Genomic DNA, 18,015 nt, shown 5'->3' on the forward strand with positions numbered 1-18,015 from the left:
CACACCGCCCGAGCACACACCCCGAGCACACCACGCAAGGAGCTGACCATCGTGACCGCTACGTCCGAGACCACCACGCCCGTCGCCGCCACCTCGCTCACCGTCGCCGTCATCGGCGCCGGCGGCAAGATGGGCATGCGCGTGTCGAACAACCTCGACAAGAGCGCCTTGACCGTGCGCTACGCGGAGAACTCCCCCGCCGGCGTCGAGCGGGTGCGCGCCGCCGGCCGCGAGGTCGTCGACGCCGCCACGGCCGTCGACGGCGCCGACGTCGTCGTCCTCGCGGTGCCGGACGTCGTCCTGGGCAAGGTCTCCGAGGACCTCGTGCCGCGCATGAAGACCGGTGCGGTGCTGCTCACCCTGGACCCCGCGGCCGCCTACGCGGGGCTGCTGGCCGAGCGCGCGGACATCGCCTACGCCTGCGCCCACCCCTGCCACCCCTCGGTCTTCCTGGAGCGGCGCACCGACGAGGAGTACGCCGACACCTTCGGCGGCATCGCCGCTCCCCAGGAGGTCGTCGCCGCCCTCGAGGTCGACGACGAGTCGGTGCGGGCACTGGCCGAGCAGGTCATCACCACCATCTACGCCCCCGTCATCGCGGTGCACTGGGTGAGCGTCAAGCAGCTGGCGGTGCTCGAGCCCACCCTGGTGGAAACCATCGCCTGCATGATCGGCGACCTGCTCAAGGAGGCCCTCGAGGAGACGGTGAACACCGTCGGCGTCCCCGCCGAGGCCGCCCGGGCGATGCTGTGGGGGCACGTCGGCATCGCGCTGACCAACGCCCTGCGCGGTTCCAACCCCTTCTCCGAGGCCTGCCACATCGCCATGGACTACGGGCGCGAGTCCATCATCAAGGAGGACTGGAAGAAGATCTTCCGCGACGACGAGCTGGACACCGTCATCGCCCGCATGCTCAAGATCGACGCCGTGCGGCGCTGAGGCCACGCAGCACGCCGATGCCGGGGCGGGAGCCGCGAGTGCGCGGCCCCGCCCCGAGGGCGCAGAGCTGCTGCTGCGGTCCCTGCTGGAGCGCCCCGCACTGCCGGCGGCCACGCTGCCGGGCACACCCACCCGGCCATCGACGGCACCCTCATCACCACCGACCGCTGCGGCGCGCCAGGGCACGGATCACCTCGACGACCTCCCCGGGGGCCTCCTCGGCCATGAAGTGCCCCGCGGCGGTCGTCACGTGCTGCAGGTCCGGCGCCCACGACCGCCACAGGGCGGCGGCGTCGAAGCCCAGCTGGGCGCCCCAGTCCTGCTGCAGCACCGTCACCGGCATCCGCAGGCGCTCCCCGCCCGCGCGGGAGGCCAGGTCGTGCTCGACGTCGATGCCGGCCAGCGCCCGGTAGTCGGCCACGATCGAGTCGATCGCCTCGCGGCTGGCGCGCAGGTAGTGCTCACGCACCGGGGCGGGGATGGCGGCGGGGTCGCGGGTCCAGGCGTCGAGGAAGTGCCCGAAGAAGGCGTCGGCGCTGCCGCGGATCATCGCCTCGGGCAGTCCCGGGGGCTGGGCCATGAGGTAGAGGTGGAAGGCCACCGCGGCCTGCGCACCGTGCAGCACGTCCCAGGTCTCCACCGTCGGCAGCACGTCGAGGCCGGCGAGGTGGCTGACGCGGCCGGGGTGGTCCAGGGCGGCGCGGAAGGCGACGTGGGCGCCGCGGTCGTGCCCGACCACGACGAAGCGCTGCACCCCCAGGGCGTCGGCCAGGGCGATGACGTCGGCGGCCATGGTGCGCTTGGCGTACACGTCCGGCGTGCTCGCTGCGGGTTTGCCGCTGGCTCCGTAGCCGCGCAGGTCGGGGCAGAGGACGAAGTGCTCGTCGGCCAGGAGCGGGGCCACGTGCCGCCACATGTGCCGGGTCTGGGGGAAGCCGTGCAGGAGCACCACCGCGGTGGTGGGGCGGTCGGGCGCGGAGGGCTCGTGGGAGAGGTCGACGCGCAGGTGCACGCCCTCGGCCACCTCCACGGATCGGGTGGTGAAGCCGTCGATGACGAGGTCGCCCGACTGATCGCCGAGCAGGTCGGCGGAGTGGTCGGTGGAGTGGTCGGTGCAGTGGTCGTCGTGCGGGTGCGCGGTGTTCACGCGGCGATGCTCACGCCACCCGATCAGTCCTCGATCAGCGCTTCACCGGGCGCCCTCGACATCCGACGAGCACCGCTGGCGCTCCCGGCGCTCCGGGCGCCCCCACGGCTGGGCAGGATGGGGCCGTGCCGGTGCAGGTGGACGTCCTGGGTCCGCTCAGAGCCCGCCGCGGTGGGGTCGACGTGGCGCTGGGTGGACCGCGTCAGCGTGAGCTGCTCGGGCGGCTGGCCGCCGCTCGCGGGCGCGCCGTGACGACGGCGGCGCTGGTGCAGGACCTGTGGGAGGAGCCGGGCCCCGGGGCCCGGGGCGCGCTGGCCACCGCGGTCGGTGAGCTGCGCCGCCGCCTGGAGCCGGGGCGGGCGCCGCGCACCCCGGCCCGCACCCTCCTCAGCACCGGTGGCGGGTACGCCCTCGCCCTGCCGGCCGACGCCCTGGACGCCGCACGGCTGGAGGGCGCTGCGCGCACCGCCCCCGCCTCGCCCGCGGACACGGCCGGCGGTCCGGCCGACGACGCGGCGCGGCTGGCCTCGAGGCTCGCTGCGGTCCTGGCGGACTGGCGCGGGCAGCCGTATGCGGACCTGCCCGAGCGCGACTGGGTGCTCGCCGAGCGCGAGCACCTCGGCGAGCTGCACGCCCGGGCCACCGAGCGCTGCGCAGCCGCGCTGCTGCAGCTCGGCCGCTCGGCGGAGGCCGTCAGCGTGCTGGACGCCCACGTGCGCTCCCACCCCTGGCGCGAGCGCGGCTGGGCCGATCTCGCCCTGGCGCTGTACCGCGAGCACCGCCAGGGCGAGGCCCTGGCGGTGCTGCGCCGCGCCCGCGCCCTGCTGGCCGGGCGGCTCGGCCTGGACCCCGACCCGGTACTGGCGCAGCTGGAGCGCGACGTCCTGGCTCGCGCCCCCCACCTGCAGCTGCCGGGCACGGGCGGGGGCGAGCACGGCGCCCGGATGACCATCGACCTCCCGCACGGCACGAACGCGCGCCTGCGCACCAGCGTCGAGGTCGCACGCACCCTGGCCTACAGCGGCGGTGAGCACCTCGCGACCGCGCAGCGCCAACGGCTGCAGGCCGCGCTGAGCGCCGAGGCGAACGGGGACACGCTGCTGACCGCGCGCCTGCTCGGCGCCTACGACGTGCCGACGATCTGGACCCGCAGCGACGACCCGGTCGCCGCCGCAGCCGTGGTGGCACTGACCCGCCGCACCCTGGAGCGGGTCGGCGAGCGGGCGAGCCCGGCCCTGCGGGCCCGCCTGCTCGGGGTCCAGGCCCTGGAACACCGCGGCACCCGGGACCGCTGGGCAGCCGAGGCGGCGTTCGAGGCCGAGCGCACCGCCCGCACCCTGGGGGACCCCGTGGTCCTCCTGCTCGCCCTGAACGCCCGCTTCGTGCAGTCCTTCCAGCAGCCCGGCGCCGCCGGTGAGCGCGAGCGCCTCGGTGCCGAGATCGTCGAACTCGCCACGCGCCACGACCTGGGGGCCTTCGCGGTGCTCGGTCACCTGGTGCGGATGCAGGCGAGCGCCGCGACGGGCGCCTTCGACGCCGCCGAGCAGCACGCGCGCTCGGCGGAGGCGGCCGGCGACGCGCACGGCTCACCCGTCGCGCGCATGCTCACCGCCTGGTTCAGGGCGATGCGCACGGCGCAGACCTCTCCCGCGGCGCAGGCGGCCGCGGCGTACCGGGCCGCTGACCGGGCCCTGTCGGGCGTGGACATGCCCGGGGTGCGTGACGGGCTGCTGCCGCTGGCACTGCTGTGCCTGCGGCTGCGCCACGGTCGTCCGGTGTCCCCGCTCTCGGGCGGTCCGTCCCCGGGTGGGGACGAGGCTCGCGGGTGGGGACCGCACCTGCCGTGGGTCGAGCCGGTCCTGGCGCTCCAGGAGGGGGATCGGCGGCGGGCGCTGGACCTCGCCGCCGCGCTGCCGGAGTCGCCGGCGGACCACCTGCACGAGGTGCGGTGGGCGCTGGTGGCCCACACCGCGCTGCAGCTCGGTTCGCCCGCTCTGGCCGCGCGTGCTCACCGCAACCTGTCGGCCAGCGCCGGGGAGCGGGCCGGTGCCGGATCGGGTCTGCTCGACCTGGGACCCGTCAGGACGTGGCTCGATCGGCTGGAACCGCTGCTGCGCTGAAACGCGCTGATGCCGGCAGCAGGTCGTGGTCGACCTGCTCGCCACCTCGCGCGCCGCCGGCGCGGAGGCGGTGATCGAGGTCGCCGCGCCCGCTGACGCCGGCAGCGCCGTGCTCACCGCGCCGGGCACGCAGGAAGGCGACCAGCACCGCCGGCTGCTCGTACAACCCCGAGTACTGCCCGTCCTCGAAGACGACCCCCAACGCCATGACCGGCACACCGGCCAGCTGCAGGTCCAACGCCACCCCTGCCGGTAGGCACTGGCCATCGTCCAGCGCCAGCACCCTGGTCCGCTCCTGGGTGTCCAGCTGTGACCACCACTGCTCGATGCCTCGAAGCTGCATCTGCACGCCGCCCACTCCTTCGATGGTCGCCACTGGTGACGACCGCTCTGGTGGTGCTCGCTCCTTCAGCGCCGGTTGTTGAGGCGCAGGCCTTCTTCGATGCCGATCCTCGCGATGCCGATCTCGTCGCTGCTGGTCCTGCCACTGCCGGCCCCGCCACGACCGGCCCTGCCGGTGCTTCCTCGCGGGTGGGGCCGTGGCGACGCACCGGCGGCGGTGCGCGCACGCCGGCGCTCAGCCGGAGCGGCTGCGCGCAACGCCGCCCGACGGCAGCGGCGCCTCCGGCGAGTCCGCACGGACGGTGGTGCCCGTGGCGTGCTCGACGATGACCACCACCGGGTGCGGACTGCCCTGGAAGGTCAGCCAGCAGGTGTCGCCGACGCGGTGGGTGACCTCCCACAGGATGCCCGTGAAAGGGGCGTCGCCGGTCGCCGGGCAGCTGAGGGTCACGGTGCAGCCGATGTGGCCGAACCCCAACTGCGCGACGGTGGTCTCCATCGCGCCCGAGGCTAGTCGTCCAGCCGCTCCCGCGTCGATGAACGCAGCAGGAAGGTGGGCCGGCGGGCGCAGCGCGACGGCCCTGGGCGCCGAGGAGTCCTCGGCGGGTCCTCCGCGAGTCCTCCGCGGCTCTCAGCGCGCGCCGGCGTCGCACCACCCCGCGGCCGACGCTCTGCTCCAGCCGGCCTCAGCTGCCGAGGACGGTCTCCGGCGACGACAGGCGGTGGCCGACCTCGGTGGCACCTCGCGGCGCGGAGAAGAAGTACCCCTGCCCCAGGCGCACCCCCAGCGCGCTGAGCGCGGCCACCTGCTCCCGCTCCTCGATGCCCTCGGCCACGATCGCGCAGCCCAGCCGCGACCCCAGGTCGATCAGCGTCTGCGCCAGCAGGTCGTCGCGCGGTGAGCGCCCCAGCGCCGCCACGAAGCAGCGGTCGATCTTGACCACGTCCGGCTGGAAGCGCTGCAGGTAGCTGAAGGAGGCGTAGCCGGTGCCGAAGTCGTCCAGCGCCAGGCGCACCCCCAGCGCGCGGATGCGCTGCAGGGCGATGTCCACCTCCGCCCCCACGTCGGCCGCGGAGGTCTCCGTCAGCTCGATCGTCAGCGCCGAGGCCGGCAGGCCGCTGATGAGCAGGGCGTCGGTGACGACCTCGACGACGTCGGGCTCGCTCAGCTGTCGCCCGGAGACGTTGACCGCCACGTGCAGCTGCGCCGCCGCGCTCAGCTGCTCACGCCACAAGGCGACCTGCGTGCACGCCAGCGTCAGCACCTGCCGGCCCAGCGGCACGATCAGTCCGCTGGCCTCGGCGATCGGCAAGAACGCCGCCGGTGGCAGCAGACCGCGCTGCGGGTGCTCCCAGCGCACCAGCGCCTCCACCCCCTGCCAGCGCCCGGAGAGCAGGTCCACCACCGGCTGGTAGTGCACCACCAGCTCACCCGCGTCGATGCCGGCGCGCAGGCGGTGGCTCTCGTCCAGCACCTGCCGCGCACCCGAGCCGGCGCCCGAGCCGTCGTGCAGGCCGGGCACGGCGTGCAGCCCGGCGGCGGCGTCCAGGCGGCGCAGCTCCAGCAGCTCGGCCACCGCGGCGGCCAGGTCGGTGAGCACCTGCAGCGCTGCGGCCTCCAGCCGGCGCGGGGTGCGGTCCTTGACGCACAGGGCGCCCAGCGCCAGCCCGTCGCGGCCGATGATGGGAGCGCCGGCGTAGAAGCGCACCTGCTGCGGGCCGGTGACCATGGGCAGGTGCGCGAAGCGGGCGTCGGCGCCGGCGTCGGGCACCACCAGCGGCTGCTCGGTGGCCACCACGTGGGCGCAGAAGGACTCCTCCCGCGGGGTCTGGCGGGTCCGGTGCGCCTCCTCGCCCAGGACGGCTTCGAGGCCGGTGGCGGCCTTGAAGAACTGCCGGTGCTCGTCGACCAGGCTGACCAGCGCGGTGGGGACCCCCAGCGCCTGGGCGGCGGCGGCGGTCAGCGCCTGCAGCGCCGCGTCCGCACCGGTGTCCAGCACCTGGTAGCTGCGCAGCGAGGCCAACCGCTCGCCCTCGCGCGGGTGCCGCGGCGCGTGCACCATCCCGATCCCTCCACCGTCTGCTGCAGCACTCCTGCAGCTGTCCTCGCACCCGTCGCGCTCGCCGACCCTGCCGCTGGTCCAGTGCCCGCACGCTGCACGAGCCGCCCGCGTGAGCGCGTGCGGACCGCGTGGGCACCGTGCGCAGCGACATCGGCGACACGCGGATCACTTCCCGCCCCGGGTTTCGACAGGTGCCGACGCCCACCGGAGGGGCCACACGAGTGGTTCGGGCCGATCCCCGGGACGGGTCGCCGGGCACGGCCGGTGGTGTGCGTGCCCGGTGCCACCACGGCACAGCACGATCCGCGGGGAGCCTGCACGCCGTGCGAGGCGCAGGCCGGCGCGGGAACGAGGCGCCGAGCGCGGAGGCGGCCACCGCCACCCCGGCGCAGCCCGAGGACCACCCGTTCGCCGGGTCGAGCCGGTCGCGCGCCGCACCGACGTCCCTCAGCGAGGGATCACCGGGCGTGCGGTCACGCATCGAGCTGAGGGGGCGCTGTGCCAGGCGGTGCACGACGCGGTGCGCCTGCCGGCGCTCGCAGCAGCAGCCGCAGGCGGGCGAGCGCCGAGCTCCTGGCCGGGGCGGCGGCGGGCATCGGCGCACTGGCCGCGTGGCCCACCTGGGCTGACGCCCGTGCCGATCGACGCTGCCCCGGCTGTGGTGGTTGCACGGGCCCCCCGTGCGCGGGCGAGTCGGTCACGGCGTGGCAGCTGCACGCGCACCTGCTGACAGGTCGTCCACGAGTCCACGCTCGTGCGGGCGTGCCGGCCCCGTCACGGCTGCGGCAGGATGCGTCCGTGCCCGCCCTGCAGCACCGCCTCGAGGACTTCCTGCGAGCCCCGGTGGCTGCCGCCTTCTTCGTCCTGGCCTCGCGCAACGACCTCAGCGTCGACGACCTGGCCGATCCGGCCACCGCCTGCACCGCGGCCAGCACCGCGCTGCGCGAGCTGAACCCCTGGAGCGGCACCGCGCCCGCCGCCCGCACCGCAGCCGTGGCCGCCGCCCGGTCCCTGCGCCCCCTGATCCGCTCGGTCCTCAGCGACGAGCGCAACAGCTGGTGGCAGGCGCCGCTGCGCCACGACGCTCAGCTGCTGCTCACCGGGCAGGAGGACCAGCAGCCCACCCCCGACGCGGTGCCGGTGCCCACCGGTGCGATCGCCGCGTGGGAGAGCTACGCCCAGAAACCGCTGCAGTCCCTGATCACCTCCACCGAGCTGAGCGTGCCGGCCGGGGAGCCGATCCGCTGCAGCGCCCACGCCGAGCTGGCCTGCGGCAGCAGCGACTGGAACGCGGTCTACCCCGTGCGCCAGCAGCGCCTGCACGTGGCCGAGGGGGCCCGGGTGGCCGAGGTGCACTCGGCCGCCGACTGGCACGAGCTGGTCGTGCGCTACGGCGACCCGGCCACCCACCCCGGCTCCGACGGCAGCCTGGCCCGCAGCGCCGACCTGGACAACGGCCTGGCCCCCACCTGGAGCGCGGTGGCGGAGGACTACGACGGTGTCCACCTCAGCTTCGCGGGGCTGCTCAGCGCGCTGCACGTCCCCACCACCAGCACCGGCGTCGGGACCACGACCCTGTGGGCGTGGGAGTGGGAGCGCACGCACTGGATCCGCCCTGCCTTCACCGCCACCACCGAGTTGCCGGAACTGCCCGAGCCTCCGCAGGCCGCGAGCTGCTGGCTGTCGCTGGGGTGAACTGCGGGGCGCCGTGTCGCGGTGCTCGCACGCTCGCCCACCTCATCCGCCCGCGACGGATCTCCCAGTCCACGGCGTCGGCGGCCGCGGCGGCGATCCGGACGTGCACCTCACCGCGGCGCGGGGCTCGCGGGGTGGAGTCGTCCAGCCGCAGGTGGGTCGGGTCACCGTAGCGGTCGTGCTCGATGCGTCTCACCGCGTCCACGACCGGGCCCACGCGGTGTCGGCGCTGGCCGACCGGAGGTTGTCCATGAGTCGGGCCGCGGTGCGAGGTTCGAACCCGAGGTCGGCGGGCGGCAGTTCCCGGCGCGGCGCCGGGGTTCCCGGCCCTTGATGACCTGTTCGAACCCACCGGGGGTGTACCCGTTCAGGACGTGCGCCGCGGTCTGGACGGTGAAGGTGTGCACCGGCCGGCATCCACTGCTCCATCACCGAGAAGTTGCCGCCGGTCTGCTCGAAGTCGACGAGGACCACCCACAGGACGCCGAACGCCCAGTGCGCCGGTGCGCTGTCCCGGCCGCTCAGGAACGGCCCGCCGTGCGGGGCGGTGGCCGTGGGGGCGCTCACGCCGGGACCTCGGTGCCCTGGGGGACGACGAGGCGTCGCGCGATGCGCCAGCCGGTGCTCTCCCGGCGCAGCACGTCGTGGTGCACGACGCCGTTCAGGGTCCGGTCCGCCATGAGCATGAGGCCCTTGGAGTCCACGGTCACCTGGTCGCCGTCCTGACCGGTGACGACCACGTTGCTCACGTAGTGCGCGATGGGGCCGTGGTCCCCCAGCTGCTGGGCCAGCTCCCGTGCGGCCCCGATGCCGTCGATCACCGGCATCCCCACCGCGCTCATGTCGTACACGACGTCGGCGGTGAAGACGGTGTCGATCTCGTCCAGCCTGCCGTCGTCGAAGACGTGGCCCACCCGGCTCAGCGTCTCGGTGATCGCCCATCGGTCGTCGGTGTCCATGGTCCGTCCTTCCGGTCGTGTCGGTTCCCGTCGGTCCGACACGACCAATGGTACTCAGTACCATTCGGAACGCAAAACCTCGGCGGACGCGGACCCGTGCCGGACGCAGTGCGATAACCTCCCGGCATGGATGCCGCCCTCCCGCTCGTCGAGCGCAAGCAGAAGGCGGCTCGGCAGCGCATCGTGGTGGCCGCTGCCAGGCTCTTCGCCGAGCGCGGCTTCGACGGCGTCTCGGTGTCCGACATCGCGGAGTCGGCCGAGGTGGGGCGCACGACGTTCTTCCGCCACTTCGGCGACAAGCAGGAGGTCGTCTTCGCGCGGGAGCAGGAATTGCTGGACGCGCTCACCGACGAGAACCTCGACGACGTCGCACCCCGTGGACGGGGGCTCCGGGACGGGCTGTCGGCGCTGCAGCCCCTGGTGCTGCGGCTGTGCGCGCACGTCTCCGCCGATCCCGAGGCGTACCGGCAGCACGAGCAGCTGGTCGAGGCGAACGTCGAGCTGCGCGCCCGCAGCGCGGCCAAGATGCAGCTGATCGCCGGCCGTCTGGGTCAACTGCTGGTCGATCGAGGTTGGGAAGGGCCCGTCGGGTTCCTCGCCGCGCAGATCGCCCTGGCCTGCTACTGGACCGCGCGAGCGTCCGGCGAGGGACCCGAAGCCCTCGTCGAATCGACCGCCGCCGCCTTCCGGCAGGTCCTCGCCCTGTGACGGCGTTCCTCGAACGGTCCGTGCGACCCGGGAACGGCAGCTGGTCAGGAACGCCGCGGCGACGATGCACGGGCCGTGGGGTGGCGCGGGGTGCGCGGGCACGCGGGTGACCCCTGACGTGGTCGGGCGCAGCACCTTCACGACGCACCCCGGACCACGACGAGCACTGTGGCGTCGACCGCTGGTGGGCACGTGCTCCCTGCGCCCCGTCGCTGCGAGAGGCCGCCGGTGACGCCTCGCCCGGCGCCACGGGACGGAACGCCGGATCAGCTCACTGCAGGGCGGCCGTCAACCGCATGACGTTGTCGAGGTAGCGCGTGAGCGGGCTGCGCTGGGCCCACCCCTCGGTGGTCAGCTCGAAGGAGGCCGCGCGGTAGGCGTCCACGGTGGCCTCGAGGTCGGCGACGAAGGTGGGCTCCAGACCGAGCAGGGAGACCTCGTAGTCCAGCTGGAAGGAGCGGATGTCCATGTTGGACGAGCCGATCACCGCCAGCTCTGAGTCCACGACGAGGAGCTTGGTGTGCAGCACCCCCGGAGCCGGTAGGCAGTGGATGCGCACACCCGCGCGCAGCAACGGGTCGTAGTAGGAGCGCTGCGCGTGGTGGACCATGAACTGGTCCGCCCGCTCGGACACGAACAGCTCCACCGCCACCCCTCGGTAGGCGGCCGTGGTGATGGCCTGCTCCAGAGCCTCGTCGGGCACGAAGTAGGGGCTGACGATCGACACCGAGGTCGTCGCGGCGTGGATGAGGGAGGTGAACAGGCGCAGGTTCGGCTCGGTCGGGAACCCCGGCCCGGACGGCACCACCTGGAAGGCCCCCGCCCTGGTCGCCGCCGAGGTCACCGTCGACGCCGGTGACACCGCCGGCAAGGCCATCTCCACCGCGTTGGGGATGTCGGGATCGTCGATCTCATCGGCCAGGACCTCACCGGCCTCGGCGTACCAGTCGGTCGCGAAGACCGCCTGCAGCGCCTTGACCACCGGTCCGCCCAGCTCGACGTTCAGGTCCACCCAACGTCGTCCCGCACGCAGGTGCGCGGCCTTGAGGTAGGTGGGGTCGATGAGGTTCTGCGAGCCGGTGAAGGCGCGCTCCCCGTCCACGACCAGCAGCTTGCGGTGGTTGCGCAGGTCCGGGCGCCGCCAGCGCCCGCGCAGCGGATCGATGGGCATCATCGGGTACCACGCCACCCCGTCGGCGCTCAGCCGCTGCTTCATCGCACGGTACCCGGGGTAACGGCGCGCACCCAGGTGGTCGAAGAGCAGGCGCACCCGCACCCCGCGGGCCACGGCGTCGCGCAGCGCGTCGAAGAACGGCTCGGTGCTCGCGTCCAGCGCCATGATGTAGAACTGCACGAACACGCTGCGCTCCGCAGCGCCCACCGCAGCGGTCATGGCGCTCACCAGTCCGTCCTCGTCGAGCAGGCGGTGGTAGAGGCCGGGTACGCACGGCAGCGCGGTCAGGCGCCGATTCAGGGCCAGCACCGAGGCCAGGTGCGCCCCGGCGACCTGCCCCTCCGGCAGCGCCGGCACGTCGGCCAGGCGCTCGGTGACGGCGGCGTTGGCCTGCTGCTGCACGCGGTGGCGCCGGCCCGTGACCCAGGGGCTGCCCAGCAGCAGGAACAACGGCAACCCCACCACGGGCACGAAGAAGATCAACAGCAGCCAGGCGCTGGAAGACCCCGGGCGGCGGTTCTCGGGCACCGTGCCCAGGGCGACCACCTTGATCGAGTACTCCACCACCAGCCAGAGGACACCGACCACCTCGAGGACGCTCACCACGTCCCCATCATGGCCGCGCCGTCGTCCACGCACGGACGACCCCCCAGCCGACCATCGACGCGCCGTCAGCCGGAGCGCCACCACGTCGCCACCAGCGCACAGCGGGGTCGCTCGCTGACGCGCCAGTGCGGATCACCCCCCGGCTCAGGTCAGGGCCAGGTGCAGCAGCACCTCCCCGGCAGCACCCAGCGGCAGCACCAGCAGCAACCACGCCGCCGCCGCACCCGCGCCCCGAGCGCGTGCACCACCCGCTCGCCCCACCGACGCGGCAGCGCCGAACACCACCACCAGGAGAGCACCCAGGACGCAGAAGACGACCGCGTCACCCGCGTAGCGCAGGTAGACGCCGTAGGTGAGCGCCCCCTCCGCGAGGAAGACCCCGCCCAGCAGCGCCGCCCCCAGCGCGGCCAGGCGCAGCGAGCGCGCACGCCGCCACCACCACCCGGCCACCCCCAGGACCGGCCCACCGAGCACACCGGTGGCCGCCCACGTGGCGACCATGACGGGGTTGACGCCGAAACCCCGCAGAGCGGACGTGGCGTAGTAGCCGGCGACCTCCCCGAAGCACACCAGGACACCGGCCAGGACCGCGCTCCAGGGTCGCCGGCTGCAGGCACCGAGCAGGAACGCGGGAGCGACCCAGGGACCCACCGCGTTGGCCAGCCCGGCGAAGGGCCAGGGCAGCACCGTCTGCAACCCGGACGTCGCCGCCCCCCACACCACGCCGACCACGACTGCCGCACCGAGCAGCGGTGCCGCCCTCAGGGCGCGGTCCTCCCCGGCGCGTCGGCCGACAGCACCCCACGGGGCGCGCGGTGAGGTCGTCGGGGCGGCGGGCTCGCTCATGGTCGAAGCCTGCCGTGCTGCAGGTGAGGCGGACATCACCGCGTGGGCGGATCCTCGCCCCGCGACCGCTCACCCCCCGGGTCGACGGCCGAGCTCGCCGATCGACCCGAGGTCACGATCGTGGCGCTCCGCGGGCGCGTCCGGTCAGTGGACCGGGACGGGAACCGGGACCGGCCCCAGGGCCACGTCCAGCGCCGCCCGGCAGTGCAGGGTGGTGGTGGGGAACACCGGGACGGCCAGGTCGCCGGCCCCCAGGCTCAGCTCCAGCTCCGTGCACCCCAGCACGACGCCCTCGGCGCCCGCCGCGACCAGGTCACCGGCGATGCGGGCCAGCCGCCGCCGGGAGGCCTCCTCCACCCGCCCCACGCACAGCTCCTCGAAGATGATCCGCTGCACCTCCTCCCGGTCCGCCCCGTGCGGGACCAGCGTCGCCACGCCCCCCTCGGCCAGCCGCCCCCGGTAGAAGTCCTGCTCCACGGTGTACCGCGTCGCCAGCAGCCCCACGCGGGACAACCCCTGCTCGCGCACCGCCGCGGCCGTGACGTCGGCCAGGTGCAGCACCGGCACCGAGACCGCCCCCGCGACGCGCTCGAACACCCGGTGCATGGTGTTCGTGGCCAGCAGCAGCAGGTCCGCCCCCGCGGCCTGCAGCCCCCTGGCCTCCGCGGCGAGCAGGTCGCCGGCCTCCCCCCAGCGGCCGGCGACCTGCAGCGGCTCGACGGCGGCGAAGTCGACCGTCGCCACCACCAGCCGCGCCGAGTGCAGCCCCCCCAGGCGCTCGCGGACCCCCTGGTTCAGCAACCGCAGGTACTCCGCGGTCGACTCCCAGCTCATCCCCCCGATGACCCCGATCCTCTGCACACGCCCAGCCTGTCGACCCGCGACCCCAAGGAGAAGAGCGATCTGGCAACAGCACTTGTCACCCTGGCTTCCATGACGAGCCCGCTGGACCTGGACCCCCGCAGCCTCGTCGTGCTGCACCTGGTCGTCCGCCACGGATCGCTGTCCGGCGCCGCGCGCGAGCTGGGGTGGACCCACCCCGCGGTCTCCCAGCACGTGCGCCGGCTCGAGCGCGCCGCCGGCTGCACCCTGCTGGAGCGCCACGGACGCGGGGTGCGCCCCACGCAGGCCGGTGCGCTCCTGGCCCGCCACGCCGCCGAGGTCGCCGCAGCGCTGCGCGGCGCCGACGACTGCCTCAGCGGCCTGGCCAGCGACCGGCCCGCGCGCCTGCGCGTGGCCGCCTTCCCCACCGCCTGCGCCACGATCGTGCTCGAGGCCGTGCGCGCCCTCGCGCTCGACACCCCGGCACTGGCCGTCGACGTCCTGCAGGCCGAACCGCCCGAGGCGACCCGGGCCCTGCGCGAGGGCGCCGCCGACCTCGCCGTCGTCTTCGACGACGTCCTGCCCGGCGCTCCCGGCCTCCTGGCGCGCCCGGCGGGCCGCGACCCCCTCCTCATCGTGCTGCCCGAGAACCACCCCCTCGCCGGGCAGGCGCAGGTGCCGCTGGCCGCCCTGGAGGACGCCACCGTCCTGGCCGGCTGCCCGACCTGCCGCGCGCGCTGGGAACGGCACTGCGCCCGCTCCGGCGTGCGGACCCGGCTGCACCACCAGGTCACCGACGACCACGTGCTCATGCAGGCGATGGTGGCCGCCGGCCAGGGAGCGGCGGTCCTGCCCGGGCTCGCGCTGAGCGCCCACCGCCGCCCCGACGTCGTGGCCCTGCCCCTGGACCCCCCGCTCGGGCGCGACCTCGCCGTCCTGGTCCGCGGCGACACCCCGGTCGCCGGGCCCGTGGCGGCCTTCGCCGAGCACCTCACCGCATCGGCCGGGCGGTGAGCCGGCGGGGGCTCAGGCCGGGGCTCAGGCCGGGGCTCAGGCCGGAGGCGCGTAGAACTGCAGGTCGTTGCCCTCGCTGTCCTTGAACGGCGCGATGCGACCCCACTCGTGGTCGCTGATGCCGCCGGTGAACTCCACCCCGGCCCGCTGCAGCCGCTCGACCTCCTCCTCGATGCCGCCGTCCGGCTGGAAGCTCACCACGGCGCCACCGTCCGCCCGACGGGCGGTGCCCTCCCGCGCGTTCAGCCCGATCATCAGCCCGTCGGCGTCGATCTCGCTCCACACCGGCGACGTGGAGCTCACCGACAACCCGAGCGTCTCACCGTAGAAGCGCACCGCCCGCTCCATGTCGTCCACCGGCACCCACACGCTCGCCACACCACTGGCCACGTCAACCCCCGTGATCGTCGATCGCTGGACGGGACCCGCCGCGCGCACCGACCCTGCAGCCGCCGCACCGTCGTCCCGCTACCGCCCACGCTGTCGCACGGGCGGGCGCCGCGCACGCCGGAGCCGCTGCCGGAGCCGTCCGGGTGCGGTGACGATCGGCCGACGGCTGCGCGGGCTCGTCGACCGGTCCACCGCCGGTCCCAGGGGATGCGTGGATAGCGTGAGCGGGTGCACCCCGACACGACGACCACCGGACCTGCTGACGCGGTGCGCGCCGTCGTGGACGCGCACGCGCACACCCTCGCGGCGGGCACCGCGCGGTACACCTGGCGCACCCCGGTCGACGGTCGGGTCGAGACCTCCGCGCACGGGCACACGGACCTGACCACGGGGGCGGCGACGATGACCTCGGCCACCACGGCGCCCCCCTCCTCCCCGCCTCCCACCGGGGACGGCGTCCTCGTGCTCGACGGGCTCATCGCGCTGCCCGGCCAGGAGGCACCGGGCGAGGTGGAGGCGCACGCGCTCCTCGTCCCGCAGGCCGGCACGCTGTCGATGGTCCTGCTGAGCGGACCGCCCACCCTGGACGCAGGGGGCCGCTGGACCGGCCCCCGCTCCAGCGCCCCCGCCCTCGCGATGGAGGTCGACCCGCTCCTGGGGAGCGTCGCAGGGACCTTCCACTGGCTCGCAGCGGTGACGAGCGCCGAATCGGGCGAGACCCCGGGCCGGTACCGAGTGGGTTTCGACCTGTCCAGGCTCGTGGAGGACGCCGGCCGGGAACGCCGTGAGGGGGTGCGGCTCACCCTGGACCAGCTCCAGCCCGGCCTGTCCGCGGGATCCGCCTCGGGGACGGTGGAGATCGACCCGGCCTCCGGCTTCGTCACGTCGGTCGGCGTCACCGGAGCAGGGCCGGGGGACGGGATCCGGATCGACCCCGTCCTGCTGGAACTGCGGGAGCACGGTGCGCCCGTGCGGATCGAGGTCCCCCCGGCACACGGGTGAGCCGCAGGCGACCGGCGCGGGACGTCGAGCAGCCGCACCGCGCCGAGCAGCCGCACCGCGCCGGGAGCGCGGACCCCGGATCGCGATGCCGAACTGCGCGCTTCGCCGCGGACCTCGCCGACCCCCTGCGCCGGAGGTCACCGCGCCGGAGAGGCGGTTCCCGCGGGCCGCGCCGACGGCCGGGCGGTGGGCGCACCCAGGCGCCCGCGGGTGACGACGATCAGGACGGCGGTGACCACCGTGGTGGCGATCAACTGCACGACGAAGGCGTCGGTGTCGCCGTCCAGGCGGGGGAAGACCGCCGGCCACAGCAGCGTGTAGGTGCTGTTGATCCCCGCGTGCAGCAGCATGACGAGCGGGACGCTCTGCCCGGTGCGGTTGAACACCCACGTCATCACCAGGCTCAGCGGTACGCAGGAGGCCACGAACAGGACCGGCTGCACCCAGGAGGTGCCCGGCCACCCGCCCCACGAGGTGAGGAACAGCGGCAGGTGCCAGCCGCCCCACAGCAGGCCGAGCACGACGGTCCCCGGGACGGCGCCCATGCGGTCCTGCAGGCGGGGCAGGGCGAAGTCGCGCCAGCCCGGCTCCTCGGCCAGCGCCGTGGTGACGACCTGGATCGCCAGCATCGGCACGTAGGCCAGCAGCAGCGCCAGGGTGAGCGGCTGCACCGCCTCCCGCGCCCCGGGCAGGACGAGGGTGGTCACCATGATGGCGGCGGGGACGACGAGCGCGACGCCGACGTACCAGCGCCAGCCCACCCCGAAGCGCAGCAGCCGCCCGCGCCAGGCCCGCAACCCGGCACGACCCTCGACGAGCGCGGTCACGACGAACGCCGCGGTGACCGGCCCCAGGTAGGCGCCGGGCAGCACCCCGAGCAGCTGGGTGGTCCCCAGCAGGGCGGGGAAGGTGAACGGCAGCACGTCCAACCCGTCGCCGGAGAGCAGGTAGGGGATCCACGCCAGCCAGCTGAGGCCGTAGGCGAGGGCGAAGAACGCGGTGAGCGGGCGGCGGGCGGCGAGCGCCCGCAGACCGCTCCGCCGGGAGGGCGGTGCGACGGCCGAAGACACCGAGGAGTGCATGACAGGTCCTTCCGGGAACGGGCGGCAGCACGACCTGCTGCCGACCACGAGTCCACCGGATCCCTGCTCACCGGGCAGTCACGCAGGCGCCCGGACCGTGGTGGTGCCTGCGCTACCGCACCGCCGGGGCCTGGAGGTCGTCGGTGATCGTGGTGTCGAGGGTGACCGGTTCGAGGTCGGTCTCGCGCAGGGGCCGCGCATCCTCCGGTCGCCCCACCCCGGCGAGGACGTGGTGGCCCTCGCGGGCGAGCAGTCGCGCGGTCGCCGCCCCCTGCCGGTGGAGGCACCGGAGATCAGGGGCGTGCTCGACTCGCGTGGCAGCGTCGCGTGGGCGGGCATGAACGCGTCCCCGAACGGTGCCGACGAAACCGCCGGACGTGCCGACCCGCTCGGAACCCGCCGCTGCCACTGGAGCCGCTCTCGTGGGTGCGGCGGTCGAGCTCCTCGAGGCCGGTGGCCCGCAGGCGGTGACCCTGCGCGCGGTCGGAGCGCGAGCCGGGGTTTCCCCGTGGAGCGCCCTGCGGCCACTTCCACGACGAGGACCACCTGCTCCCGCACCTCCCGGCCGAGGCCTGGACCGGGCTGGCCGCCGAACTGCAGGAGTTGCCGGCCGATGCCGACCTCCCCGCACCCGCCCGCCTCGAACGCGCCCTGGGCGTCCTGCTGCAGCAGGGTCGACGGCGGCCGCAGCTGCACGCGTCGATGTTCCGCCCCCGGCCGGTGACGCCTTCGTGGTCGGCGGCCAGGACGCCCGCGAGCACGGCGCCCTCACCTCCTCGACGGCGCAGGGCGTGACGACGCTGGAGCTGCGCGGTCACCTGTCGACCGGCAAGTGGGGCGTCTCCGGTGAGCGGCTCATCGCGACGCCCTGGGCGGTCGTGGAGCCCGTGGTCGAGGAACCCGGGGTCCGCGTGCGGGTTCGGCCCGCTGCACCGCGAGGTGCAGCCGGCACGACCCGGCACCCGGTAGCCGGCGGGATGGGAACGCCGGGCGCGGAACGCGAGGGTGGACGCACGGCAGAGGACGCCGGACCGGCCCGGAGAGCGAGGAGCCGGTCACCCCACCACCGCTCGACACCCGGGAGACACCGTGACCGACCCCCGCAC

General features: G+C 74.8%; 16 protein-coding genes. 6 read left to right on the forward strand and 10 right to left on the reverse strand.

The features are described 5' to 3' along the window. Nucleotides 1–42 precede the first annotated feature (42 nt). Nucleotides 43–939: a phosphogluconate dehydrogenase C-terminal domain-containing protein gene (locus GTQ99_RS08590; protein WP_166615338.1), complete on the forward strand. Its 897-nt coding sequence runs from the start codon at nt 43–45 to the stop codon at nt 937–939. Nucleotides 940–1,093: 154 nt separating this feature from the next. Here the strand turns inward: GTQ99_RS08590 and GTQ99_RS08595 are convergent, their stop codons facing one another. Next, the gene (locus tag GTQ99_RS08595) at nt 1,094–1,993 is read right to left on the reverse strand and encodes an alpha/beta fold hydrolase (protein ID WP_166615339.1); all 900 of its coding nucleotides are present in this window, start codon (nt 1,991–1,993) and stop codon (nt 1,094–1,096) included. Nucleotides 1,994–2,211: 218 nt separating this feature from the next. Between GTQ99_RS08595 and GTQ99_RS26015 the strand changes: the two genes are divergently transcribed. Continuing rightward, entirely contained in the window at nt 2,212–4,206 is a 1,995-nt protein-coding gene (locus GTQ99_RS26015; protein ID WP_205707070.1) for a BTAD domain-containing putative transcriptional regulator, read from the forward strand. Here the strand turns inward: GTQ99_RS26015 and GTQ99_RS08605 are convergent. The 3 genes from GTQ99_RS08605 to GTQ99_RS08615 form a co-directional block, all read right to left on the reverse strand. Then, nucleotides 4,166–4,564, reverse strand: a complete 399-nt coding sequence (locus tag GTQ99_RS08605) for a hypothetical protein (protein ID WP_166615326.1) — start codon at nt 4,562–4,564, stop codon at nt 4,166–4,168. The genes GTQ99_RS26015 and GTQ99_RS08605 overlap by 41 nt on opposite strands. 219 nt (nt 4,565–4,783) lie before the next feature. Next, on the reverse strand, nt 4,784–5,047 hold the full coding sequence (locus GTQ99_RS08610) for a hypothetical protein (protein WP_166615327.1): 264 nt from the start codon (nt 5,045–5,047) through the stop codon (nt 4,784–4,786). 187 nt (nt 5,048–5,234) lie between these two features. Next, the gene (locus tag GTQ99_RS08615) at nt 5,235–6,611 is read right to left on the reverse strand and encodes a sensor domain-containing phosphodiesterase (protein ID WP_166615328.1); all 1,377 of its coding nucleotides are present in this window, start codon (nt 6,609–6,611) and stop codon (nt 5,235–5,237) included. Between the two features lie 798 nt (nt 6,612–7,409). Here GTQ99_RS08615 and GTQ99_RS08620 point away from each other — a divergent pair. Next, nucleotides 7,410–8,306, forward strand: coding sequence for a hypothetical protein (locus tag GTQ99_RS08620; protein ID WP_166615329.1), 897 nt, complete (start codon nt 7,410–7,412; stop codon nt 8,304–8,306). A gap of 563 nt (nt 8,307–8,869) precedes the next feature. Here GTQ99_RS08620 and GTQ99_RS08625 read toward each other — a convergent pair. Further along, complete coding sequence (locus GTQ99_RS08625; protein ID WP_166615330.1) at nt 8,870–9,265, reverse strand: nuclear transport factor 2 family protein; 396 nt, start codon at nt 9,263–9,265, stop codon at nt 8,870–8,872. Between the two features lie 126 nt (nt 9,266–9,391). On the opposite strand from GTQ99_RS08625, the gene GTQ99_RS08630 reads away from it, so the two are divergent. Then, nucleotides 9,392–9,973 (forward strand): TetR/AcrR family transcriptional regulator, encoded by a 582-nt coding sequence (locus GTQ99_RS08630; RefSeq protein ID WP_166615331.1) that lies wholly within the window; start codon nt 9,392–9,394, stop codon nt 9,971–9,973. Between the two features lie 271 nt (nt 9,974–10,244). Here the strand turns inward: GTQ99_RS08630 and GTQ99_RS08635 are convergent, their stop codons facing one another. From GTQ99_RS08635 to GTQ99_RS08645, 3 genes are all read right to left on the reverse strand, one after another. After that, nucleotides 10,245–11,750: a phospholipase D-like domain-containing protein gene (locus GTQ99_RS08635; RefSeq protein ID WP_166615341.1), complete on the reverse strand. Its 1,506-nt coding sequence runs from the start codon at nt 11,748–11,750 to the stop codon at nt 10,245–10,247. Nucleotides 11,751–11,897: 147 nt separating this feature from the next. Continuing rightward, entirely contained in the window at nt 11,898–12,599 is a 702-nt protein-coding gene (locus GTQ99_RS08640) for a DUF6518 family protein (protein ID WP_166615332.1), read from the reverse strand. 144 nt (nt 12,600–12,743) lie between these two features. Next, nucleotides 12,744–13,460, reverse strand: coding sequence for an amino acid racemase (locus tag GTQ99_RS08645; protein WP_166615333.1), 717 nt, complete (start codon nt 13,458–13,460; stop codon nt 12,744–12,746). A 72-nt stretch (nt 13,461–13,532) separates the two neighbouring features. Here GTQ99_RS08645 and GTQ99_RS08650 point away from each other — a divergent pair, with 72 nt between their 5' ends. Beyond that, complete coding sequence (locus GTQ99_RS08650; RefSeq protein ID WP_166615334.1) at nt 13,533–14,435, forward strand: LysR family transcriptional regulator; 903 nt, start codon at nt 13,533–13,535, stop codon at nt 14,433–14,435. Nucleotides 14,436–14,471: 36 nt separating this feature from the next. Here the strand turns inward: GTQ99_RS08650 and GTQ99_RS08655 are convergent, their stop codons facing one another. Further along, nucleotides 14,472–14,825 carry a VOC family protein gene (locus GTQ99_RS08655; protein ID WP_166615335.1) on the reverse strand — a complete coding sequence of 118 codons (354 nt, stop codon included), beginning with the start codon at nt 14,823–14,825 and terminating at the stop codon, nt 14,472–14,474. 228 nt (nt 14,826–15,053) lie between these two features. Here GTQ99_RS08655 and GTQ99_RS08660 point away from each other — a divergent pair, with 228 nt between their 5' ends. Further along, entirely contained in the window at nt 15,054–15,827 is a 774-nt protein-coding gene (locus GTQ99_RS08660; RefSeq protein WP_166615336.1) for a hypothetical protein, read from the forward strand. A 137-nt stretch (nt 15,828–15,964) separates the two neighbouring features. On the opposite strand, the gene GTQ99_RS08665 is transcribed toward GTQ99_RS08660, so the two are convergent. Next, a complete protein-coding gene (locus GTQ99_RS08665; protein WP_166615337.1) occupies nt 15,965–16,909 on the reverse strand; it encodes a CPBP family intramembrane glutamic endopeptidase in 945 nt (314 codons plus the stop codon). Nucleotides 16,910–18,015 lie beyond the last annotated feature (1,106 nt).

The organism is Kineococcus vitellinus, from assembly GCF_009906315.1.
Classification (GTDB): Bacteria; Actinomycetota; Actinomycetes; order Actinomycetales; family Kineococcaceae; genus Kineococcus; species Kineococcus vitellinus.